19 protein-coding genes and 1 pseudogene are annotated in these 21,759 nt (G+C 69.3%); 13 read left to right on the top strand and 7 right to left on the bottom strand.

Annotated features, from left to right (window positions below):
* Positions 1-7: 7 nt before the first annotated feature.
* The gene (locus tag ROP_RS31865; RefSeq protein ID WP_015890117.1) at positions 8-1,612 is read right to left on the bottom strand and encodes a DEAD/DEAH box helicase; all 1,605 of its coding nucleotides are present in this window, start codon (positions 1,610-1,612) and stop codon (positions 8-10) included.
* Positions 1,613-1,934: 322 nt separating this feature from the next.
* On the opposite strand from ROP_RS31865, the gene ROP_RS31870 reads away from it, so the two are divergent.
* Together ROP_RS31870 and ROP_RS31875 are read left to right on the top strand one after the other, a co-directional pair.
* Entirely contained in the window at positions 1,935-2,615 is a 681-nt protein-coding gene (locus tag ROP_RS31870; protein WP_015890118.1) for a ferritin-like fold-containing protein, read from the top strand.
* A 222-nt stretch (positions 2,616-2,837) separates the two neighbouring features.
* On the top strand, positions 2,838-3,068 hold the full coding sequence (locus ROP_RS31875) for a DUF3107 domain-containing protein (protein WP_015890119.1): 231 nt from the start codon (positions 2,838-2,840) through the stop codon (positions 3,066-3,068).
* A gap of 82 nt (positions 3,069-3,150) precedes the next feature.
* Here ROP_RS31875 and ROP_RS31880 read toward each other — a convergent pair whose 3' ends face one another.
* Positions 3,151-3,822 (bottom strand): TetR/AcrR family transcriptional regulator, encoded by a 672-nt coding sequence (locus ROP_RS31880; protein ID WP_015890120.1) that lies wholly within the window; start codon positions 3,820-3,822, stop codon positions 3,151-3,153.
* 224 nt (positions 3,823-4,046) lie between these two features.
* Here ROP_RS31880 and ROP_RS31885 point away from each other — a divergent pair, with 224 nt between their 5' ends.
* The 3 genes from ROP_RS31885 to ROP_RS31895 all read left to right on the top strand — a co-directional run bounded on the left by ROP_RS31885 (position 4,047) and on the right by ROP_RS31895 (position 7,418).
* The gene (locus tag ROP_RS31885; protein ID WP_015890121.1) at positions 4,047-5,183 is read left to right on the top strand and encodes a DUF3152 domain-containing protein; all 1,137 of its coding nucleotides are present in this window, start codon (positions 4,047-4,049) and stop codon (positions 5,181-5,183) included.
* A 135-nt stretch (positions 5,184-5,318) separates the two neighbouring features.
* A complete protein-coding gene (gene moeZ / locus ROP_RS31890; protein WP_015890122.1) occupies positions 5,319-6,503 on the top strand; it encodes an adenylyltransferase/sulfurtransferase MoeZ in 1,185 nt (394 codons plus the stop codon).
* Between the two features lie 60 nt (positions 6,504-6,563).
* Complete coding sequence (locus ROP_RS31895) at positions 6,564-7,418, top strand: TIGR02569 family protein (RefSeq protein WP_015890123.1); 855 nt, start codon at positions 6,564-6,566, stop codon at positions 7,416-7,418.
* Here ROP_RS31895 and ROP_RS31900 read toward each other — a convergent pair.
* The gene (locus ROP_RS31900; protein ID WP_015890124.1) at positions 7,415-8,083 is read right to left on the bottom strand and encodes a FadR/GntR family transcriptional regulator; all 669 of its coding nucleotides are present in this window, start codon (positions 8,081-8,083) and stop codon (positions 7,415-7,417) included. The genes ROP_RS31895 and ROP_RS31900 overlap by 4 nt on opposite strands.
* Positions 8,084-8,094: 11 nt before the next feature.
* Here ROP_RS31900 and ROP_RS31905 point away from each other — a divergent pair, with 11 nt between their 5' ends.
* The 6 genes from ROP_RS31905 to ROP_RS31930 all read left to right on the top strand — a co-directional run bounded on the left by ROP_RS31905 (position 8,095) and on the right by ROP_RS31930 (position 15,790).
* On the top strand, positions 8,095-9,345 hold the full coding sequence (locus tag ROP_RS31905) for a CynX/NimT family MFS transporter (RefSeq protein WP_015890125.1): 1,251 nt from the start codon (positions 8,095-8,097) through the stop codon (positions 9,343-9,345).
* 131 nt (positions 9,346-9,476) lie between these two features.
* Entirely contained in the window at positions 9,477-10,889 is a 1,413-nt protein-coding gene (locus ROP_RS31910; RefSeq protein WP_015890126.1) for an MFS transporter, read from the top strand.
* A 52-nt stretch (positions 10,890-10,941) separates the two neighbouring features.
* On the top strand, positions 10,942-13,452 hold the full coding sequence (nirB, locus tag ROP_RS31915) for a nitrite reductase large subunit NirB (protein ID WP_015890127.1): 2,511 nt from the start codon (positions 10,942-10,944) through the stop codon (positions 13,450-13,452).
* A gap of 81 nt (positions 13,453-13,533) precedes the next feature.
* Positions 13,534-13,935: a nitrite reductase small subunit NirD gene (gene nirD, locus ROP_RS31920; RefSeq protein ID WP_043825757.1), complete on the top strand. Its 402-nt coding sequence runs from the start codon at positions 13,534-13,536 to the stop codon at positions 13,933-13,935.
* Entirely contained in the window at positions 13,932-15,089 is a 1,158-nt protein-coding gene (locus ROP_RS31925) for a uroporphyrinogen-III synthase (protein WP_015890129.1), read from the top strand. Before nirD ends, ROP_RS31925 begins: the two co-directional genes overlap by 4 nt.
* The gene (locus ROP_RS31930) at positions 15,086-15,790 is read left to right on the top strand and encodes a sirohydrochlorin chelatase (RefSeq protein ID WP_015890130.1); all 705 of its coding nucleotides are present in this window, start codon (positions 15,086-15,088) and stop codon (positions 15,788-15,790) included. The genes ROP_RS31925 and ROP_RS31930 overlap by 4 nt, the downstream gene beginning before the upstream one ends.
* A gap of 4 nt (positions 15,791-15,794) precedes the next feature.
* Here ROP_RS31930 and ROP_RS31935 read toward each other — a convergent pair whose 3' ends face one another.
* Both ROP_RS31935 and ROP_RS44900 read right to left on the bottom strand, forming a co-directional pair.
* The gene (locus ROP_RS31935) at positions 15,795-17,543 is read right to left on the bottom strand and encodes an NTP transferase domain-containing protein (RefSeq protein WP_043825759.1); all 1,749 of its coding nucleotides are present in this window, start codon (positions 17,541-17,543) and stop codon (positions 15,795-15,797) included.
* 22 nt (positions 17,544-17,565) lie between these two features.
* Positions 17,566-17,691 (bottom strand): hypothetical protein, encoded by a 126-nt coding sequence (locus ROP_RS44900; protein WP_269454464.1) that lies wholly within the window; start codon positions 17,689-17,691, stop codon positions 17,566-17,568.
* A 62-nt stretch (positions 17,692-17,753) separates the two neighbouring features.
* Between ROP_RS44900 and ROP_RS31940 the strand changes: the two are divergent.
* Positions 17,754-19,200: pseudogene (locus tag ROP_RS31940) on the top strand (PLP-dependent aminotransferase family protein).
* 141 nt (positions 19,201-19,341) lie between these two features.
* A complete protein-coding gene (locus ROP_RS31945; protein WP_043825761.1) occupies positions 19,342-20,607 on the top strand; it encodes a lipase family protein in 1,266 nt (421 codons plus the stop codon).
* 12 nt (positions 20,608-20,619) lie between these two features.
* Here the strand turns inward: ROP_RS31945 and ROP_RS31950 are convergent, their stop codons facing one another.
* Positions 20,620-20,928 (bottom strand): MGMT family protein, encoded by a 309-nt coding sequence (locus ROP_RS31950; RefSeq protein WP_015890135.1) that lies wholly within the window; start codon positions 20,926-20,928, stop codon positions 20,620-20,622.
* Complete coding sequence (locus ROP_RS31955) at positions 20,928-21,713, bottom strand: alpha/beta fold hydrolase (protein ID WP_015890136.1); 786 nt, start codon at positions 21,711-21,713, stop codon at positions 20,928-20,930. The genes ROP_RS31950 and ROP_RS31955 overlap by 1 nt, the downstream gene beginning before the upstream one ends.
* Positions 21,714-21,759 lie beyond the last annotated feature (46 nt).

Below are 21,759 nucleotides of genomic sequence, written 5' to 3' on the forward strand. Positions count from 1 at the left end.
TGGTTGGTTACTCCGCGTTCGTCGCGGCGGCGCCGACCTTCGTGGTCCGGCGGCGACGGCGCCGGCGGGGCTTGGAACCCTCGCCGTCGGCGTCCGTGCTCGCCGCCGCGGATTCGGGTGCCGTCGGCTCAGGCGACTTGGGGCCCACGGCGTCCGCGGGACGGCCACCACGTGTGCGTCGACGGGTACGGGTGCGTGCCGGACGCTCCGTGCGCTCGGCCTTCTCGCCGTTCTCTGTGTCGGCGTCCTCGCTCTGCGCGGGCGCGGCCTTCTCGACCCGGGGGCGCTTGATCGTGCCGGTCGCCTCAGCCGGGATCGACAGTTCCTCGTACAGGTGCGGGGAGCTCGAGTACGTCTCGACCGGATCGGGGATACCGAGGCCGAGAGCCTTGTCGATGAGCTGCCAGCGGGGGATGTCGTCCCAGTCCACGAGCGTCACGGCGATGCCGGTGCGGCCCGCGCGACCGGTGCGGCCGATCCGGTGGACGTACGTCTTCTCGTCCTCCGGGCACTGGTAGTTGATGACGTGCGTGACGTCGTCGATGTCGATACCGCGGGCCGCCACGTCCGTCGCGACGAGCACGTCGATCTTGCCCGACCGGAACGCCTTGAGAGCCTTCTCGCGGGCAACCTGGTTGAGGTCGCCGTGCACGGAGCCGACGGCGAAACCGCGCTCGGCGAGTTCGTCGGACACCTTCTGCGCGGTCCGCTTGGTGCGGGTGAAGATCATCGTCGCGCCGCGGCCGTCGGCCTGCAGCACGCGGGCCACCATCTCCGCCTTGTCGAGCGCGTGAGCGCGGTAGATGTGCTGGCTCGTGCGGTCGTGGACCGCCGAGTCGTCGGCCTGCTCGGCGCGGATGTGCGTCGGCTGGGTGAGGAACGTGCGGGCGAGCGTGATGATCGGACCCGGCATGGTCGCCGAGAACAGCATCGTCTGGCGCTTGTCCGGCACCATGTTCAGGATGCGCTCGATGTCGGGCAGGAAGCCGAGGTCGAGCATCTCGTCGGCCTCGTCGAGAACGAGCACCTCCACCTTGCCGAGGATCAGATGTCCCTGGTTGGCGAGGTCGAGCAGACGCCCGGGGGTGCCCACGACGACGTCGGCGCCCTTCTGCAGCGTCGCGATCTGGGTCTCGTACGGGCGGCCACCGTAGATGGCGAGGACCTCGAGGGGCTTGTTCTTCTCGCCCTTCAGGTACTTCGCCGCGCCCTCGAGATCCTTGGTGACCTGGATGCACAGCTCGCGGGTGGGGACGATGACCAGCGCGCGGGGAGTGCCGTCGAGTGCGGCCGTCCCGGTGGTGCCGGAGGAGATGCGGTGGAGCAGCGGGACGCCGAAACCGAACGTCTTGCCCATGCCCGTGCGGGCCTGACCGATCAGGTCGTCGCCGGCGAGGGCGAGGGGGAGCGTCAGCTCCTGAATGGCGAACGTGCGCTCGATGCCGATCTCGTCGAGGGCGCGGACGACCTCGTCACGCACTCCGAGTTCGGCGAAAGTGGGGGCGACGTGTGTGGAGTCGAGTTGCGCCGACAGCGTGGTCTCGGTTGCGTCGTCTTCATGGTCGACAGTGATCTTGCTCAGGGGTCTGGCCTTCCTCGTAGCTGCACGCACGCACGAGGTAAGGGCCAGGCCGCTGGTCGGCCCGATTTCCCAGTCGACGCTCGTCGATGTCCTCTTCCGAGTCGATCCTGCCTCTGCCTCAGCGCAGAAATCGAAGATTTCGGCGAGGCGCGGCTGGGACCGTCGATCAGGTGCGCGCACATTATCGGTGGGAACCGCCGATCGGATCGTGATCGATCATCACTCGAACCGCGTTCTCTGTGGAGACGAACGTGGTGACGAGCGGTTGCCCACGATCATTGTAGCCGGAGAACGCTCCACAACTGGTTACGCATGGCAAATATCACTGCTCGACGCATTAGGCTGTGGCGCCATGGAGCCCAACACCCCTGCATCCACTGATTCCACGATTCCCGCTGATCACCCCGGCGTCGGTGAACTCTTCGCGGTCCTCGCCTACGGCGAGATCTCCGCGTTCTACCGGCTGTCCGAGGACGCGCAGATGGCGCGGACCCTGCAGGGCAAAGTGGCGCTCGCGAGCATGGCGGCCGCCGAGATGGGCCACTTCGAGATGCTCGAGAAGGCGCTGACCGCGCGTGGGTTCGACATCTTCGAGGCGATGGATCCGTTCGTCCGGGCCCTCGACAACTACCACGCGTCCACCACCCCCTCGACGTGGCTCGAGGCGCTGGTGAAGGCGTACGTCGGCGACGGGATTGCCGCGGACTTCTACCGCGAGATCGGGCACTCGCTGCCCGCCGAGGTCTCGCGGACCGTCGAGGAGGTGCTCTCACAGACCGGGCACTCCGAGTTCGTCGTCCACGAGGTCCAGCAGGCGATCAAGGCCAGCAACCGCGACAAGGACCGCCTCATGCTGTGGGGCAGGCGACTGCTCGGCGAGGCCATCACCCAGGCGCAGTTCGTCCTGGCGCAGCGGGAGGCGCTGACCGAACTCGTCATCTCCGCGTCCGGCGACCTCAACGGCGTCGTCGCACTGTTCGACCGCATGCAGGAGATGCACGCCGAACGCATGGCCGTGCTCGGACTTGTGTGACGGCACCGCCGTCGAGACTTGTGTGACGGCACCGCCGTCGAGACTTGTGTGACGGCACCGCCGTCGAGACTTGTGTGACGGCACCGCCGTCGTGACTGGTCTGGACGGCACCGGTTTGCCGGTGTTCGCTCAGGGCACAGCCCGCAGACGCGCATCGGCGGCGGCCACTGCATTAGCCTGGCCGGGACAGCTGATGTTTCTCGGAGAGTTCGGAGGTTGACCGTGGAGGTCAAGATCGGTGTAATCGACAGCCCGCGTGAGCTCATCGTCAGCAGCGAGCAGACCCCGGACGAGGTCGAGACATTGGTCTCGGGCGCCCTCACCGGTGGCGACGGGATCCTGTCCCTGGAAGACGACAAGGGGCGTAAGTACCTCATTCAGTCCAGCAAGATCGCCTACGTGGAAATCGGCCCGTCCGATATCCGCAAGGTCGGATTCGCGCCGACGAAGTGAACGCAGTCGGATTCGCTCCGACCACGTGAACACGAGAAAGGGCCCGACGGTCGATCCGACTGTCGGGCCCTTTCTCGTGTTGTCAGCGCTGTTCGGGGTGCAGCGGAACCCGGGACAGACCGCCCCACGCGAGCGTGACCGTCGTGTCGACCGCTTCTTCCTTCGGGATCGGGCGCGCCGCCTCGAGCCAGTACCGCGCGGTGAACTGGCTGGCGCCGACGAGGCCGACGGCCAGGATTCGGGCGCGGTAGGGGTCGAGACCGGAGTCGTGGCTGACAAGGTCGAACACGGCGTCGACGCATGCCTCGGTGGCCTGCTCGACGCGGCTCTGCACCTGCGGCTCACCCATGAGGTCGGACTCGAATACGAGCCGGAAGCCCTGCGAGTCGTTGTCGACGAAGTCGAAGAACGCCTGCACCGCGGCGCGGACACGCTGCTTGTTGTCGGTGGTCGAGCGCAGCGCCTGGCGGACGCCCGAGATCAGGCTGTCGACGTAGCTCTGCAGCACGGCCACGTACAGCTCGAGCTTGCCGGGGAAGTGCTGGTAGAGGACGGGCTTGCTCACACCGGCGCACTCGGCGATCTCGTCCATTCCGGCAGCGTGGTATCCGCGTGTGACGAAGACCTCGCTGGCTGCGGCGAGTAGCTGCAGTCGCCGGGCGTCGCGGGGGAGTCGCGTGCTGCGACGGGCCCCGGTGCCCTTTCCGGTGTTGGCATCGCGATCGGAGTTCGTCCGATCCGCGAGTTCAGTCATAGCGCTTCCAATCTGCACAAGTATTCCGCGTCACATTCTGTGTAACTGTGTGAACGATACCCGCGCGTAGTGAACCGTTCATGGTGGACTCGCAGGACTCGCCCGGTCAAGGATATTGCCTGTCCGGTAACTGGGGTACCGCAGGGGTTCGGGTCTCCTGGTGATCCGGGTAGCCGCGACGTTGCGGGTCGCGCTCACGTGACACGCCGAATGACCTGCGGACGGTGCACTGGGACGAGGCGGTGCCGGACTGTGAGATTCTGGGCTGCGTGACTGACCGAGGAGGACCGCGTGTTCGCGGCCGGGCTCCCCAGAGTTCCGAGGACGGGGAGCGACGATCGCGAAGCATCGACCAGCGTGACGTCCGTCCCCGCGCCTCGCAGTCGGCACCGCAGGCGCAGTCGCATCAACCTCTCCGCGCTCAATGGGACCCGACCAGCCGCGACGTCGGCCGTCCCCGCAACCCGCGCCCCGAGCGGCAGGCCCGGAAGCAGAGCCGCATCGGCCGCTTCGTCTCCACCTACGGCTGGCGGGCGTACGCGATCCCGATCCTGCTGGTGGTCACCGTGCTCGTCGTGATCGACGCGGTCCGGGACACCGGCGGCGGCGAGACGACGGCCGAGACCGACACCCCCGGATTCGGCACCCTCTCCCGCGACACCGACGGTTCCAGCGTCATCGGGGTCCCGCCGGAGGCCGACGGAAACTTCGCCGCCGAACTTCCCTCGGGCGCGTTGCCCGACGGCGGTCCGTTCACGGCGGTGGGCGCCGGCACCTGGCACGTCGTTCCCGGCAACGGAGCCAAGGTCGGACAGGGCACCGAACGCGAGTTCACGTACAGCGTCGAGATCGAGGACGGCGTCGACACGTCCGGATTCGGCGGGGACGAGTCGTTCGGCCGGATGGTCGACCAGACGCTGTCGAATCCGAAGAGCTGGACGAAGGACCCGCGGTTCGCGTTCCGCCGCGTCGACCAGGGGGATCCCGACTTCCGGGTGTCGCTGACGTCGCAGATGACCATTCGCGAGGCGTGTGGCTACGACATCCAGTTGGAGGTGTCCTGTTACAACCCGGGCATCGACCGCGTCGTCCTCAACGAGCCGCGCTGGGTGCGCGGCGCCATCGCGTTCCAGGGCGACATCGGGTCGTACCGGCAGTACCAGATCAACCACGAGGTCGGGCACGCCATCGGCTACCAGGACCATCAGCCGTGCGAGACCGAGGGCGGCCTCGCGCCGGTGATGATGCAGCAGACGTTCGGGACGGCCAACAACGACATCGCCCGGCTCGACCCCGAGGGTGTCGTGCCGATGAACGGGCTGACCTGCCATTTCAATCCCTGGCCCTTCCCGCGCGCATGAGTCTGGACCGGTCCCGCGCGACTGCGGGCGGGAGGGGAAGAATGGACTCTGTCGGGGCGTTGAAGTCAATGCTGTCCGACACATCGGAAGCCGTCGCGCAATCGTCAGGAGTGGGCCGTGTCGCTTGACCGTTCTGTGAAGACCACCGAGGCGCTGCCGCCGCTGGTGGAACCGGACGCCGAACTTTCCCGCGACGAGGTGGCGCGGTACAGCAGGCACCTGATCATCCCCGACGTCGGCATGGCGGGACAGAAGCGCCTGAAGAACGCGAAGGTCCTCGTCATCGGCGCCGGCGGCCTCGGCTCTCCGGCTCTGCTCTACCTGGCGGCCGCGGGGGTCGGGACGCTCGGCATCGTCGAGTTCGACGAGGTCGACATGTCGAACCTGCAGCGCCAGGTGATCCACGGCCGCTCGGACGTGGGCCGTCCCAAGGGGGAGAGCGCTCGCGACTCGATCCGCGAGATCAACGACAACGTCGACGTCCGGCTGCACGAGTTCCGGCTCGAGCCCGACAACGCCGTCGAACTGTTCGAGCAGTACGACCTGATCCTCGACGGCACCGACAACTTCGCCACCCGGTACCTCGTCAACGACGCCGCCGTCCTCGCACACAAGCCGTACGTGTGGGGTTCGATCTACCGCTTCGAAGGCCAGGCGTCCGTGTTCTGGGAGGACGCGCCGAACGGCCGCGGGCTCAACTACCGCGACCTCTACCCGGAGGCGCCACCGCCGGGAATGGTGCCGTCGTGCGCCGAGGGCGGCGTGCTCGGTGTGCTCTGCGCGTCGATCGGCTCGATCATGGCCACCGAGGCGGTCAAGCTGATCACCGGTATCGGCGAATCGCTGCTCGGACGGCTGATGGTCTACGACGCGCTGGACATGACGTACCGCACCATCGCGTTGCGCCGGGATCCGGCGCGGACTCCGGTCACCGAACTGATCGACTACGACGCGTTCTGCGGCGTGGTGTCGGACGAGGGGCAGGCCGCGGCGGCCGGTTCGACGATCACCGCCACGGAGCTGCGCGATCTCCTCGACTCCGGCAAGGAGATCGAACTGATCGACGTGCGCGAGCCCGTCGAATGGGACATCGTCCACCTGCCCGGTGCGGTGCTGATCCCCAAGGACCGCATCCTGTCGGGGGAGGCGCTGTCGGAGCTTCCGCAGAACAAGCCGATCGTGCTGCACTGCAAGACCGGCGTCCGGTCGGCGGAGGCGCTGGCCGCGCTGAAGAAGGCCGGGTTCTCCGACGCCACCCATCTGCAGGGCGGCGTGATCGCGTGGGCTAAACAGGTGGACACGAGCCTGCCCGTCTACTGACCCCCGCCCGCCAGCGCGCCTTGCGCGGTCACCGGCCCACCCGGCGGTAGCGTTGAGTGCGTGAGCACCGGCCAACCTCCTCAGCACGTGTGCTCCACGTTCGGCCTCCGGGAAGTCGAGCCCATCCCACTCGGTGCGGACTGGGACGGCGGGTGGCTCTGTGGAGACGTGGTCCTGTCAGCCGTCGCCGATCATGCGCGCGCCGCGTGGTCCGCCAAGGTCCGCGAGACGCTCGAGGTGGACGGGGTGCGGCTCGCCCGTCCCGTGCGGTCCACCGACGGCCGGTACGTGGTGTCCGGGTGGCGCGCCGACACGTTCATCGAGGGCACTCCCGAACCGCGTCACGACGAGGTCGTGTCGATGTCGGGGCGGCTGCACGCCGCCACCTCGCAACTCGACCGTCCTCGGTTCCTGGTGCAGCCCCCGGTCGCGCCGTGGGCCGAGGTCGACGTCTTCGTCGCGGCGGACCGGGCGGCCTGGGAGAAGATCCCGCTGCGCAGCGCGAAGGGCGCCGATCAGCTCGAGAACCCGTCCCCGGACGGTCGCAAGAGCCTCGACCTGATCACGGGGCTGGCGACATTGCGCAAGCCCGTCACGTGTCCGGATCAGCTCGTCCACGGAGACCTGTTCGGCACCGTCCTGTTCGCCGGTGCGCTCGCGCCGGGGATCACCGACATCACGCCGTACTGGCGTCCCGCGTCCTGGGCGGCGGCGGTGGCGGTGGTGGACGCCATCTCCTGGGGCGGGGCCGACGAGGCCCTCATCGGGCGGTGGGAAGACCTGCCCGAGTGGCCGCAGATGCTTCTGCGGGCAGTGCTGTTCCGGCTCGCCGTCCACGTGCTGCACCCGCGGTCGACCGCGGAGGCGTTCCCCGGACTCGCCCGCACCGCCGATGTGGTGCGCCTCCTGCTCTAGGTGGTGAGCAGCTCGGCGAACAGGTCGCGGGCGGCGGTGGTCGCCGCGGTCTCGTCGCCGTCGACGATCGCCTGGATCAGGTGCCGGTGCTCGTCGTGGAATCCCGCACCCGTCGCGTGCACGTGCCGGTCGACGGTCTGCGCGATCGAGGGCAGCAGCGAGTCGTAGAACTCGAGGTATACGGCGTTGTGGCTCGCCTCGACGATCGCGCGGTGCAGGGTGATGTCGGCGTCGACCGCGGCCTCGGTGCCGGATTCGGCCCAGCATCGGAACCGCTCGTCGAGCAGGCTCTGCAGTCGTGTGATGTCGTCCGGGGTTCGTCGCCGGGCGGCGAGGGCGGCCGCGGTGACGTCGAGCGCCTGCCGCAGTTCCGTGACGTCGCGCTCGTGCGCGCCCGCGAAGTACTTGCCGAGCGTGCCGCCGACGTCGGAGGTGGCGACGACGTACGTGCCCGATCCCTGCCGTCGTTCCAGCAGTCCGGTGTGGACGAGGGCCTGCACTGCCTCACGGACGGTGTTGCGCCCCGTTCCGGTGAGTTCGGACAGCGCGGACTCGGTGGGGATCTTCGCTCCCACCGCCCACCGGCCACTGCAGATCTCGTCGCGCAGCTGCTCGGTCACCTGTGAGATGAGACTCGAGCGGCGCACGGGTTGTCCAAAGGTCATCCTGTCATCCTATGATTTCTCTCGTGACTCTTCTACGCGGCCGCCTCCTCGTCTTCTGCGCGATCGCCATGTCGGCTCTCGTCCTGAGGCTCGCAGTCACGTCCTTCAGCCCGCTGGCCTCCCAGATCCGGGAGGACATCGGGTTCTCGCCGACGGTCGTCGGGGTGTTCGGAATGGTCCCGACGGCGATGTTCGCGCTGTTCGGGCTCGGAACGCCGCTCATCGCCAAGCGGTGGGGCCTGGAACGGACCGCGCTCGTCGCCATGCTGATGGCGGCGGTGGGCATGCTGACGAGGGCGCTGATGAGCGACACCTGGTCGCTGCTCGCGCTGTCGGCGCTCGCGCTCGCCGGCATGGGAATCGGCAACGTGGTGATCCCTCCGCTCGTCAAGCGATACTTCTCCGACCGGCTGGCCGTGATGAGTTCGGTGTACATCGTCGGCGTGCAGATCGGCACCATCGCGCCCGCGTTCGTCGCGGTCCCGCTCGCGGAGGCCTTCGGCTGGCGGTTGTCGATCGGAATCTGGGCCTTCCTCGGCTTCGCCGCGGCGGTGCCGTGGATCCTCCTGCTCACGCGGGCACGGCGGCGAGCGGTGGGCGTGGCCGCCGCGCCCACCGCGGACGGCCGGATGGACCGCCCCCACGGAAACGCGTGGCGGTCACCCGTCGGCTGGGGAATGGCCGGCATGTTCGGGATGACGTCGATGATCACGTATTCGATGTTCACCTGGATTCCCGACATTCTCGCGGACGCCGGCGCGAGCGAGGCGTTCGGCGGTGCCATGGTGGGTCTGTTCTCGTTCATGGGTCTGGTCGCGGCGTTCGGCGCCCCCACGTTGTGCGCGCGCATGCGCAACCCGTTCCCGATCGTGATCGGGTGCGCGGTCTGCTACCTGGTGTCGTTCAGCGGCCTGCTGCTCGCACCCATGAGCGCGCCCATCCTGTGGATCGTGCTGCTCGGCCTCGGGCCCAGTACGTTCCCGATGGCGCTGACACTGATCAATCTGCGCACCCGCAGCCACCTCGGATCGTCGACGCTGTCCGGCTTCACCCAGGGCGTCGGCTACGCCGTCGCGTGCCTCGGTCCGCTGCTGTTCGGCGTGTTCCACGACGCGTCCGGCGGGTGGACCCTGTCGTTCGGATTCCTGACGTTCGGCGTGGTGATCCTCCTCATAGCCGCGTTCCAGGCGTGCAAGCCGCGGATGCTCGAGGACAGCTGGCACGTCGAATCGGAGCCCGTGGACGCTCTTCGACACGTCTAGGAAACATGCAGGAAACCTCACATCGGCCCAGCCGAAAAGTGAGGATCAGTTGACGCCCCGGTCACCGACCGCAGCACCGCCGCAACACCGGTTTTCTACCTTTGGGTCTCCCACACAACGAGGAGGCCCGGGTGAAGAAGCACTACATCGAGCACTGGGACGCGGAAGACGTCGACGCCTGGGAGGCGGGCGGCAAGGATATCGCCAAGCGGAACCTGATCTGGTCGGTAGTCGCTGAGCACGTCGGCTTCTCCGTCTGGTCGATCTGGTCCGTCATGGTGCTGTTCATGCCGACCGACATCTACGGGATCGACGCGGCGGGCAAGTTCTTCCTCGTCGCCGTCCCCACCCTCGTCGGCTCGATCCTTCGAATCCCGTACACGGTCGCGACGGCCCGCTTCGGTGGCCGCAACTGGACCGTCTTCAGCGCCCTCGTCCTGTTCGTCCCGACGCTGTTCACCCTCTACTTGATGATGAACCCGGGGGCGTCGTACACGACGTTCATCCTCGTCGCCGCACTGGCCGGCGTGGGCGGTGGCAACTTCGCCTCGTCGATGACCAACATCAACGCGTTCTATCCGCAACGGCTCAAGGGCTGGGCTCTCGGTCTCAACGCGGGCGGCGGCAACATCGGCGTCCCGGTGATCCAGGTCGTCGGCCTGCTCGTGATCGCCACCCTCGGCAACACGGACCCCTGGATCGTGTGCGCCGTCTACCTGGTCTTCATCGCCGTCGCCGCGGTCGGGGCCGCGTTGTTCATGGACAACCTCGGCAACCAGAAGTCCGATCTCCGGTCGATGGTGAAGGCGCTGAAGTTCTCCGACTCGTGGGTCATCAGCTTCCTCTACATCGGCACGTTCGGCTCGTTTATCGGATTCAGCTTCGCGTTCGGCCAGGTGCTCCAGATCAACTTCCTCGCCGGCGGCGCCACACCGGCGGCGGCCGCCCTGCACGCCGCGCAGATCGCCTTCATCGGCCCGCTGCTCGGCTCCATCGCCCGGCCGATGGGCGGCAAGCTCGCCGACCGCATCGGCGGCGGCAAGATCACGCTCTACACCTTCGTCGCCATGGCGCTCGCCGCCGCGGTGCTGGTGACCGCGGGCACCGTCGACGACGGCGCTCCGGGTGCGGCCACGGCCGGAGTGCTGGTGGCGTTCGTGTTCGGCTTCATCACCCTGATCCTGCTGGCGGGCATCGGCAACGGCTCGGTCTACAAGATGATCCCGTCGATCTTCGAGGCCAAGGCGCAGGGGCTCGAAGGACTGAGCCGCGACGCCAAGGCGGCGTGGTCACGGGCGATGTCCGGCGCCCTCATCGGTTTCGCCGGCGCGATCGGCGGCCTCGGCGGCGTCGGAATCAACCTGGTCCTCCGCGCGTCCTACGGCGGCGCCGCGAAGTCGGCGACCATGGCGTTCTGGGTGTTCCTCGCCTTCTACCTCGCCTGCATCCTCGTCACCTGGTTCGTCTTCCTGCGCCGCCCGTCCGTCACCCGCGGTCTCCCCGTCACCGACGGCGACGACGAAAAGGTGTCCGTCTCGGCGTGACCTCGCGCAGTACCGCATGAACCCGAGTAATTCAGCTAGAAGGAGCGACGGCATGAGCCGCAAGTCAGCAGTGGTCATCGGACACGGAATGGTCGGACATCGATTCGTCGAGGCGTTGCGTGCACGCGACGAGTCGGACGACTGGTCGGTGACGGTGCTCTGCGAGGAGCCCCTCCCCGCGTACGACCGGGTGGGACTGTCCTCCTACGTGGGGGCGTGGGACCCCAAGGAGCTTGCGCTCGCGGGTAACGACTACCCGGACGACGCGCTCGTCGACCTCCGGATCGGCCGCCGGGCCGCGACCATCGACCGGGAGGCCCGCAAGGTCACCACCGATTCGGGCGAGGTCGTCGGGTACGACGCTCTGGTGATGGCCACCGGTTCGTATCCGTTCGTGCCGCCGATCCCCGGCCACGACCGGCCGGAGTGCTTCGTCTACCGCACGCTCGCCGACCTCGACGGCATCCGGAAGCGTGCCGACGCGGCCGGGCCCGGCGCCGTCGGCGTCGTGGTCGGCGGTGGTCTGCTCGGACTCGAGGCCGCGAACGCGCTCAAGCTGATGGGCATGACCCCGCACGTGGTCGAGTTCGCTCCCCGGCTGATGCCGCTGCAGGTGGACGAGGGCGGCGGCGCGCTGCTGGCCAACCTCGTCACCGACCTGGGTCTCACCGTTCACACGGGCGTCGGCACCGCAGGCATCACCGAGGGCCCGGACGGCATCAGCGTCGAACTGTCCGACGGCTCGGTGATCGAGGCCGCGCTGCTGGTGTTCTCCGCGGGAGTGCGCCCGCAGGACCAGCTGGCCCGTGACGCCGGACTCGACGTCGGTGAGCGGGGTGGGATCATCACCGACCTCGGGTGCCGCACGTCGGATGAGAACATCTACGCGGTCGGCGAGTGCGCCGCGGTGGAGGGCAGGTGCTACGGCCTCGTCGCTCCCGGCTACACCACCGCGGAGATCGTCGCGGACCGGTTGCTGGGCGGGGCGGCGGAGTTCCCGGGCGCCGACCTGTCCACCAAGCTCAAGCTGATGGGTGTGGACGTCGCCAGCTTCGGCGACGCCCACGCTCAGACCCCCGGCGCGCTCGAGGTGGTTCTCAGCGACGCCGCCAAGGGCACCTACGCCAAGCTCGTCGTGTCCGACGACGCGAAGACGCTACTCGGCGGCATCCTGGTCGGCGACGCCTCCGCGTACGCGTCGCTGCGGCCCCTCGTCGGCCGCGAACTGCCCGGCGATCCGGCCTCGCTCATCTCCCCCGCGGGGGAGAAGCCCGGCGCCGGATCCCTGCCCGACGACGCCGAGGTGTGCTCCTGCAACGGCGTCACCAAGGGTGCGATCTGCGGGGCCATCGCCGAGGGCGCCTGCGACATCGCGCAAGTCAAGAGCTGCACCAACGCAGGCACGACGTGCGGCGGCTGCCTGCCCACCATCAAGCAGCTGCTCGCCTCGTCCGGAGTGGTGATGTCGAAGGCGCTGTGCGAGCACTTCGAGCAGTCCCGCGCCGAGCTGTTCGAGATCGTGCAGGCCACCGACACGCGCACGTTCTCCGCACTGATCTCGAAGTACGGAACGGGCTCGGGCTGCGACATCTGCAAGCCCGTCGTCGCGTCGATCCTGGCGTCCACCGACTCGGACCACATTCTGCATCGCAACCAGGCGGGGCTGCAGGACACGAACGACCACTTCCTGGCCAACATCCAGAAGAACGGCACCTACTCGGTGGTGCCGCGGATGCCCGGCGGCGAATGCACGCCCGAACAGCTCATCGTCATCGGCGAGGTGGCCCGCGACTTCGGCCTGTACACGAAGGTCACCGGCGGTCAGCGTATCGACCTGTTCGGCGCCCGCGTCGAGCAGCTGCCCGCGATCTGGAAGCGTCTCGTCGACGCCGGCATGGAGTCGGGCCAGGCGTACGGCAAGTCGCTGCGCACCGTGAAGAGCTGCGTCGGATCGACCTGGTGCCGGTACGGCGTGCAGGACTCCGTGGGGATGGCGGTCGACCTGGAGAACCGGTACCGCGGCCTGCGGTCCCCGCACAAGATCAAGTTCGGTGTCTCGGGCTGTGCCCGCGAATGCGCCGAGGCGCGCGGCAAGGACGTCGGCGTCATCGCCACCGAGAACGGCTGGAACCTGTACGTCGGAGGCAACGGCGGCCAGTCCCCGAAGCACGCCCAGCTGCTCGCGGGCGGGCTCGACGACGAGACCCTGATCCGGTACATCGACCGGTATCTGATGTTCTACATCCGCACCGCGGATCGGCTCCAGCGCACCGCGCCGTGGGTCGAATCGCTGGACGGCGGACTCGACCACCTCAAGGCCGTGGTGTGCGAGGACAGCCTGGGCATCGCCGCCGATCTCGAGGCGGCCATGGCCAAGCACGTTCTGGGTTACAAGGACGAGTGGGCGGGTGTGCTCGAGGACCCGGAGAAGCTGTCGCGGTTCGTGTCGTTCGTCAACGCGCCCGAAGAGGCCGATCCGACCGTCGCGTTCGACGACACGGGTGTCCGGAAGGTGCCGGTGTTGATGGGAATGCCGAAATTCGCAGCTTCTACATCGGAGTAATCCCCGCTTAACGCAGCGGAAACACCCACCACGAACTATGTATCCAAGCACGGATACACACCAGCCCGAAGGAGGACTGTGATGACCGTCGTCGACATGAACGTCCACAGTGCCAGTGGAACCAGGTTCGAGAGCGTCAAGTCAGGCCGTCTGGAATGGACGTCCGCGTGTCCGCTCAGCCAGCTGATCCCCGGTCTCGGGGTGGCGGTGCTGCTGCGGGGTGGGGAGCAGGTGGCGCTGTTCCTTCTCGAGGACGGATCCCTGCACGCCGTCGGCAACATCGACCCGTTCGGGCGCGCGGCCGTGATGTCCCGCGGGCTCGTCGGTGACCGGGCAGGGGAGCCCACCGTGGCGTCGCCACTGCTCAAGCAGGTGTTCTCGCTGGTCGACGGTCGCTGCCTCGACGACGAGTCGGTGCGGTTGCCCGTGTACGACGTGCGGGTGTGGGCCGGCGTCGTCCAGGTCCACAGCACGCACGCGTGAACGACGCGGCGCCGCTGTGCGGGTTCACGATCGGGATCACGGCGTCTCGGCGCGCGGAAGAGTTCGCGACGCTGCTGACGCGGCGGGGTGCCACCGTGGTGCACGCGCCGGCGATCCGCATCATCCCGCTGGCCGACGACACGGAACTGGAGCGCGTCACGAGGCAGATCATCGACAACCCGCCGGAGATCGTCGTCGCGACCACGGGGATCGGTTTCCGCGGCTGGATGGAGGCTGCGGACGGCTGGGGTGAAGCCGAGGAGCTGGGCCGGGCCTTGGCGTCGAGCCGGCTGCTGGCCCGCGGACCGAAGGCGAAGGGCGCGATCCGGGCGGCTGACCTGCGGGAAGAGTGGTCCCCCGCGTCGGAGTCGTCGGCGGAAGTGCTCGATCATCTGCTCGGTGAGGGAGTCGAAGGCAAACGCATCGCGGTTCAGCTGCACGGGGCCACCACGGAATGGGAGCCGGTCGCGGACTTCTGCGAGGTGCTCCGCTGCGCGGGCGCCGACGTGATCGCCGTCCCGGTCTACCGGTGGACGCCGCTCGAGGACCAGGCCCCGATGGACCGGATGATCGAACTGATCGCCTCCGGCGGTCTCGACGCGGTTAGCTTCACCAGCGCGCCGGCGGTGGCCTCGCTGCTGACCCGCGCCAAGGAGACCGGAATGATCGAGATGGTGCTGCACTCGTTCCGGCACCGGGTCCTCGCGGCCTGCGTCGGACCGGTCACCGCCGGACCGCTCCGCGAACTCGAGGTTCCGACGACGATGCCGGCACGCTCGCGGCTGGGTGCGCTCGCCCGGCACATCGCCGACGAGCTGCCGAGGCGGGCGAACAAGATCCAGACCGCCGGACACGAGCTGAGCATCCGCGGCGGCTGCGTCGTCGTCGACGGCGAGGTGCGCCAGCTGCCGCCCGCCGCGATGTCGCTGATGCGCACGCTCGGCGCCCGGCCCGGCCGGGTCGTCCCCCGGGACGAACTGCTCGCGGCCCTGCCCGGTGGCGGCGGCGACACGCACGCCGTGGAGACGGCGGTGGCCAGACTGCGCGCGTCACTGGGCGCACCCAAGGCAGTCCAGACGGTGGTCAAGCGGGGATACCGCCTCGCGCTCGATCCCGTCGACTGCGTCGATTCACGTGAGGAGGGACAGCAATGAACGAGACAGCACTGGTACTGGTAGCACACGGAACGCGCAGTCCCCGGGGCGTGGAGATGATCGCCGCGCTCGCCGATGCCGTCGCCGAGCAGGTCGGACCGACCCGGGTGTCCTTCGTGGACGTACTCGGGCCCTCACCCGCCGAGGTGCTCCGCGACATCAGCGGGCCCGCCGTCGTGGTGCCGGCGTTCCTCGCGTCGGGCTACCACGTGCACACCGATGTTCCGCGGGAGGTCGCCGACAGCGGTCACCCCTCCGTAGCCGTGACGCGGGCCCTGGGCCCGGACCCCGTTCTCGCGGACGTCCTGCTGCGGCGTCTCGTCGACGCGGGCTGGCGGCCCGGCGACGCGGTCGTGCTCGCCGCGGCCGGCTCTTCCGACCCCCGGGCCCTGCGCGACGTCCGGCGCGCCGCCGCGATGCTGTCGGAACTGGTCGCGTCGCGGGTGCGGATCGGCTACGTCGCGACCGCCCAGCCGCGCGTCCCCGACGTGGTCGCCGGATTGCGGGCCTGCGGTGAGAAGCGGGTGTTCGTCGCGTCGTACCTCCTGGCCCACGGACTGTTCCACGCCCGCCTCGCCGACGCCGGTGCGGACGGGGTGGGCGAGCCGCTCGGCGTCGATCCGGAGATCGTCGATCTCGTCGCGGAGCGCTACCGCAGTGGAATCCCTGCCGCGGTCCGCGCCTTGTCGTACCAGCGCTGAACCGTCAGCGCGGTAGCGGAACCAGCTCGGCGAGATCGCCGTCGACGGCCCCCGCCGGGACCAGCACCAGCGCGTCGCGGTCGAGGAGACCCGCGAGATGCGCGGTCCGGATTCCGGGGTCGACGCGCCACGTGCCGTCCGGTTGCGGGACCGCGGGCAGGATGCGGGTGGCGTCACCGCTGACCTCGGACGCATTCGCGATGCGCCCCAGCTGAATCGGTGCCGGGGTGCGACCGGTGAGCGCGGTCGCGATGGACGGAACCGTGGTCAGCAGTGTCGCGACCGCGGCGTACGGGTTGCCGGGCAGACCGAGCACCACCCGGCCGTCGGGCAGCAGGGCGGTCACCTGCGAACCGCCCGGGCGGCACCGCACCCGCGCCACCACGATCCGCGCGTCTGCACGGTCGAGCGCCGCACGCAGCTGGTCGGCCGCGCCGCCGCCCGTGGCCCCCACGATCACGATCAGGTCGGGCCGGCGGACTTCTCGGAACAGCTCGTCGAAGCTGTCGGAGGTGTCCCGCAGGTGCGTGTCGGCGACCGTGTGGATGCCGCACCACGCGAGGAACTGGGGGAGAACGGGTCCCAGGGCATCCCGCGTCTGACCTTGCCGCAGCGGGCCGTCACGCCGGATCTCGTCACCCGTCACCACGACGTGTGCGCGAACCGGTCCGCGCACCCCGGCGGTGGTCACTTCCGCGCTCGCGGCGGCCGAGACGAGCGCAGGCGTGACGGCCGTTCCCTCCGCCGCGAGCCGGTACCCCTCATGCCAGTCCTCACCGCGACGGCGCGCGTCGTCGCGGTGAGGCGCGTCGTCTCTCCGGGACAGTCGCGGACCTTCGGAAGTGTCTGTCGTCACCGCGAATTCGTCGCGCACGACCGTGGTGGCGCCGCTGGGCAGGTGCGCCCCCGTCGCGATCCGCGCCGCCTCGCCCTCCGCCAGTTCGAGTTCCTCGTCGCTGCCGGCGTACCGGATGGCGTCGCGCAGCATCCACGGGCCGTCGCCCGCGACCGCATACCCGTCCATGGCGGACACCGCGATGCGCGGCAAGGCCTCGGCGGCGAGCAGCGGCTCGGCCAGCGCGGCGCCGAGCGACGTGCCGAGCACCGCGGCTCGCGGTGGCAGTGGGGGGACCGCGGCCAGGATCGCGGCGCGGGCCTCGGCGATGGTGACGGGTGCCGCCGTGGCCGTGCTCCGGGCCCGCTCGACGTCCTCCTGGGTGTCGCAGTCGGTGATGCCACGGATGAGCACCGTGCCGAACGATTCCGGAACGAGGGCCTTCATCGGCTGGTTCACGGTGGAGCCGAGCGCGCGGAGCCGATCGGTGAGCGCGCCGACGCGCCACGCGGACAACAGGAATTGCAGGCGGCCCGACTCGTCGACCGCGAACACGGTGTCGGCGTCCTGCGCGGCGGAGGCGAGGGTCTCGGCCATCGCCGGTTCGGCGAACGGCAGATCCGACGCGAGCAGGATCACCCGGTCGTCCGGTTCGGCGTCGAGCACGGCCAGCCCGGCGGCGACCCCGGCGACCGGGCCGGCACCCGGCGGAGTCTCCTGCGTCTGGAGCACCGTCGAATCGAGGTCGACGCGGTGAGGTCCCACGACGACGATGCGCTCACAGTCGTCGACGGCGTCGAGTGCGGTGTCGAGCATCCGGCGTCCGCCGACCACCACGGCCGGTTTGTCGACGCCGCCCATCCGAGTGGCTCGTCCACCGGCGAGGACTATCGCGTGAACGGGCGCGGCAGAGTTCATTCCCTCATGCTGCCGCACACCCTCAGTCGCTGTGCAGGTGGCTGCGCGGAGGACCGGCGAGCCCGGACCGTCCGCCCTGCGCCGTGCTGACGCAGAGCCAGGCCACCGACGCCAGGCTGAGGGCCAAGATGATTCCAATTACCAGCATGTCCCCATTGTCTGCCCGAAGTGGACCGCAAACTTCCAGTCCTCTGTGGCAAAGTGGCCTGTATGAGCAGCGAACCGGTCCGAACCGTCTCCGCGGCCGAGCTGGCGGTGCTGCTCGGTGCGGCGCCCGCCGGCGGCCAGCCGTTGTATCGCGGGCTCGCGGACGCCCTCCGCGAGAGGGTCGCCGACGGATCTCTGGCCGCGGGCGTCCGGCTTCCCGCCGAACGGGCCCTCGCGGAGGAACTGCGGCTCAGCCGGGTGACCGTCAGCGCCGCCTATCGCGAACTGAGAGAGGCGGGTTGGGGCGTCGGCGCGGCACGGGTCGGGGACGTTCGTGGCGATGCCGTCGGGTCCGCCTGCCTGGGGCAGCATGGTCGGGGCGCCGGTCGACGGCGTGATCGACCTCGTCAACGCCGCCCCCGCGGCCGCTCCCGAACTCCGGGAGGCATACCTCGACGCCGTCGACGAGTTGCCCCGCTTCATGCCCCAGCACGGATACCACCCCGGGGGACTGACCACGCTCCGGGCGGCGATAGCGGGCCACTACACGCGCCGCGGTCGACCGACCACCGCGGACCAGATCCTCGTCACCGGCGGCGCCGGCGACGCCACCGAGGTGGTGTTCGAGGCACTGGTCGAGGCGGGCGACCGTGTCCTGATCGAACACCCGACCTACCCCGGCGCGGTCGAATCCGTGCAGGCGGCCGGCGGCAGACCCGTTCCGGTGCCGATCGACGCGACCGACCCCGACGCGTTCGTCGCCGACGCGGACCGGGCCGCCCGTCAGAGCGCCCCCACGGTGGCGTATGTGATGCCGGACTTCTCCAATCCGTCGGGAGCCAGGGCGACTCCCGACGGCAGACGGCGGCTGGCCGCGACCCTCGCCCGTCACGGTGTGGTGACCGTCGTGGACGAGGTGGCGGCGGAGATCGTGCTGGACGGTCCGGACGACCTCGAGCCGTTCGGCGTCCCGGTCCCGGAGTCGGCGACCGTGGCGATCGGCAGTCTCAGCAAGACCGTGTGGGGAGGTATCCGCATCGGCTGGGTGCGGGCGGAGGCCGCCCGCACCGCGCAGATGGCCAAGATCATGGCCCGCAGGCAACTGTCCGTCTCCGTGCTGGATCAGCTTGCGGCCGTGCGCTTGTTCGCCTGGCACGACCGGCTGGTCGCGCGGCGCCGACGGGACCTCCGGGCGCAGCGGGACGCGCTCGCGGCGGCGGTCGACGAGCGGTTGCCCGGGTGGAGCTACGTGCTGCCGGCCGGGGGACTGTCCCTGTGGTGCGCGCTGCCGGCCGGGACGAGTTCGACGGACCTCGTCGCGGCCGCGCGGTCGCGGGGCCTGCTGCTGGCGCCCGGGCCGCGGTTCGGCACCGGCCATCTGTTCGACGACCATCAGCGGATGCCGTTCACGCGGCCGGTGTCCGAACTGACCGCCGCCGTGAATGTCCTTGCCAACCTGGTTGTGTCCGCCGACGCGGCGATGTCCGTGACGCCGGCGCTCGTCGTGTGACGCAGCGGTGTGCACCCGGACGAGTATCTGTGAATCGAAGTATCGGTCAGAGACCTGTTCGGTACCGGGAAAGGGGCGGATCTTTATCGACGCTCTGGCATAGTGATGCCGTCGACCCGTCGCTGAAATGTGGGGTATGTCATGGGCTCGTTGTTCCGCAGATCCTTCGGCACCGTCGTAGTCGGCTCGGTCCTCGCGCTGACCGCCGCCCTCGCGGGCGCAGGAACTTCCGCGGCGCAACCACTGGTGCCGTTGCCGCCCTTGCCGACACCGTCCGCTGCCGACGCGATCTTCCCGGTTGCCGACCCCGACCCCTTCTACATACAACCCACGGACATCGCCGACCACGCCCCGGGCGACGTGCTGAAGATCCGCCAGCTGCCGCCGTCGTACTATTTCCCCGGTAGTGCGATGTGGGAGTTGCTGTTCCGGACCACCGACTCCGAGGGCAGGCCGATCGCGGCGAACACCACGTACGTGCTGCCCCCGAACCACGTTCCGGACGGCCCGCTGGTGTCGTATCAGCACATCATCAATTCGCTGGGCAACAAGTGCAAGATCGTCACCGAGCTCTACACCAGCGACCCCCTGCACCAGATCCGGGAGGCCGCCGGCCTCAACATCGCTCTCGCGCGCGGGTGGGCGGTGGCGCTGCCCGACCATCTGGGACCGCGGATGGCGTACGGCGCAGCCAAACTCGGCGGCCAGATCACGTTGGACGGCATCCGAGCCGTCCAACGGGTCCCCGACCTGCAGGTGCAGAACAGCAAGGTCGGACTGGGTGGCTACTCCGGTGGCGGAATGGCGACGGCATGGGCGGCGGCGCTGGCGCCGAGTTACGCCCCCGAACTGAACATCGTCGGCGCGGCCGAGGGCGGAACCCCGATGAACCTGGTGAAGATGGCGGAGGCGCTGGGCACCAATCCGCACCCCGCGTTCGGTCTCGCGATGGCCGCCGCACTGGGTCTGGAACGCGAATACCCCGATCGCATCGACGTCAGCGGCCAGCTGAACGACGAGGGCCGCCGGATGAAGCAGATGATCGGCAACGGATGCACCAACGAGATCATGCTGTTCGGAATCGGGCACAGCGCTTCGGAAATGACCGACAACGAGAATTTCATGGACGACCCGGAAGCGTGGAAGGTGATGGAGGAGAACAGCCTGGAGCTGTATCCGGGCGTGCCCACCACACCGATCTTCGAATGGCACAGTCCGACGGACGCGCTGATCCCGGTCGATTCGATCGACACCACCCTGCGGCGGTACTGCGACGCGGGCACACCGGTGCAGACGCTGCTCACGCCGACACCCGACCATCTGTCGGCGGCGGCGCTGGGACTGCCCCAGGGGCTGGACTGGATGGACGCCAGGTTCCGCGGCGACCCCGCGCCGAGCACCTGCTGAGCCGATGGACCGTCAGCCGGGCGGATCGAACAGGTACCGTGCCGCCGCGAGATTTACGCGGCCGTCCCGGATGGGCACGCCCTCGAGTTCGAGCTTCGCGATCTGCTTGTGTGCGAGGTGCGGCGCCGGCCGCCCCGAGGCGCCCAGCACGCGGTGCCAGGGCAGGTCGGCGGAGTCGGTGCGCATGATCCAGCCCACCGTCCGCGCACTGGACAGCCCGGCCGCCGCGGCGATGTCGCCGTAGGTGGCCACCCGGCCGGGCGGAATCGACGCGACCAGCGCGCGGACTGCCTCGACCTGTTCCTCTGTCGTGGCGACCATCAGAGAAGTCTGCGGATGAGCTCGGCCACCTCGTCGGGCCGGGCCTGCGGCACCATGTGATCGCAGTCGAGGTCGACGGCGGTGAGGTTGTCGCCCAGGTGGCCGGCGAGAGCCGTGCGGAACTCGGGTGTGACGTACGGCGGCTGCACCTTCGACGCCTGCACGAGCACGGTCGGCAGATGCGCGGGCGGCAGGACCGCTTCCCGGGCGAGTTCGCCCCACGCCGTGACGACGGCCGGGGTGGACAGTCGCCAGTTGACCCGGCCGTTCCCGAGGGGTACCAGGTGTTCGGCGATTTCGTCCTCGAGGACGTCACGGGCCACCTCGCCCCACGAGCCGTGCAGCTTGTCGGACCGGGCCTCCTCGACATCGGTGTAGTCGGGGGAGGCGATGGTGAGATCGGCCACCGACTGCATCTGCGCGGGATCGAGCCCGATCGCGGGGTCGAGCAGCACGAGGCCGCGAACTCGGCCGGGGACCGCGCGCGCCAGGTGCAGTGCCAGGGCGCACCCGAACGAGTGGCCCACTACGAGGACCGGTCCCCGGGCGTGCGCGTCGAGGGTGTCGACGAGGCTCGCGACATGGGCCTCGAGGTTCCACGGCGGCGACCACGTCGACCGGCCGTGCCCGAGCAGGTCGGGGGAGATCCACCGGGCGTCGGGCAGCTGGTCGGTGGCCAGCGCCTCCCACCGCCTGCCGTGACCGGTGAGTCCGTGCAGGGCGAGGATCTCCGTGCCGTCCTCGGCGCCGAACAGGTACGTATTCAGTGCTGACACGTGACCCATGATGCCGGATCGGGCCGCCGCCGGAGATGTCGGACCGTTCTGGTGG

The sequence above is a fragment of the Rhodococcus opacus B4 genome (assembly GCF_000010805.1).
GTDB classification, from domain to species: domain Bacteria; phylum Actinomycetota; class Actinomycetes; order Mycobacteriales; family Mycobacteriaceae; genus Rhodococcus_F; species Rhodococcus_F opacus_C.

What these genes read in the sequence shown, in the direction of transcription:
- ROP_RS31870 (WP_015890118.1), top strand. Translation starts at nt 1,935, where the DNA reads ATGGAGCCCAACACCCCTGCATCCACTGATTCCACGATTCCCGCTGAT.
- ROP_RS31880 (WP_015890120.1), bottom strand. Translation starts at nt 3,822, where the DNA reads ATGACTGAACTCGCGGATCGGACGAACTCCGATCGCGATGCCAACACC.
- ROP_RS31900 (WP_015890124.1), bottom strand. Translation starts at nt 8,083, where the DNA reads ATGACCTTTGGACAACCCGTGCGCCGCTCGAGTCTCATCTCACAGGTG.
- ROP_RS31905 (WP_015890125.1), top strand. Translation starts at nt 8,095, where the DNA reads ATGATTTCTCTCGTGACTCTTCTACGCGGCCGCCTCCTCGTCTTCTGC.
- nirB (WP_015890127.1), top strand. Translation starts at nt 10,942, where the DNA reads ATGAGCCGCAAGTCAGCAGTGGTCATCGGACACGGAATGGTCGGACAT.
- nirD (WP_043825757.1), top strand. Translation starts at nt 13,534, where the DNA reads ATGACCGTCGTCGACATGAACGTCCACAGTGCCAGTGGAACCAGGTTC.
- ROP_RS31930 (WP_015890130.1), top strand. Translation starts at nt 15,086, where the DNA reads ATGAACGAGACAGCACTGGTACTGGTAGCACACGGAACGCGCAGTCCC.
- ROP_RS31935 (WP_043825759.1), bottom strand. Translation starts at nt 17,543, where the DNA reads ATGAACTCTGCCGCGCCCGTTCACGCGATAGTCCTCGCCGGTGGACGA.
- ROP_RS44900 (WP_269454464.1), bottom strand. Translation starts at nt 17,691, where the DNA reads ATGCTGGTAATTGGAATCATCTTGGCCCTCAGCCTGGCGTCGGTGGCC.
- ROP_RS31945 (WP_043825761.1), top strand. Translation starts at nt 19,342, where the DNA reads ATGGGCTCGTTGTTCCGCAGATCCTTCGGCACCGTCGTAGTCGGCTCG.
- ROP_RS31950 (WP_015890135.1), bottom strand. Translation starts at nt 20,928, where the DNA reads ATGGTCGCCACGACAGAGGAACAGGTCGAGGCAGTCCGCGCGCTGGTC.
- ROP_RS31955 (WP_015890136.1), bottom strand. Translation starts at nt 21,713, where the DNA reads ATGGGTCACGTGTCAGCACTGAATACGTACCTGTTCGGCGCCGAGGAC.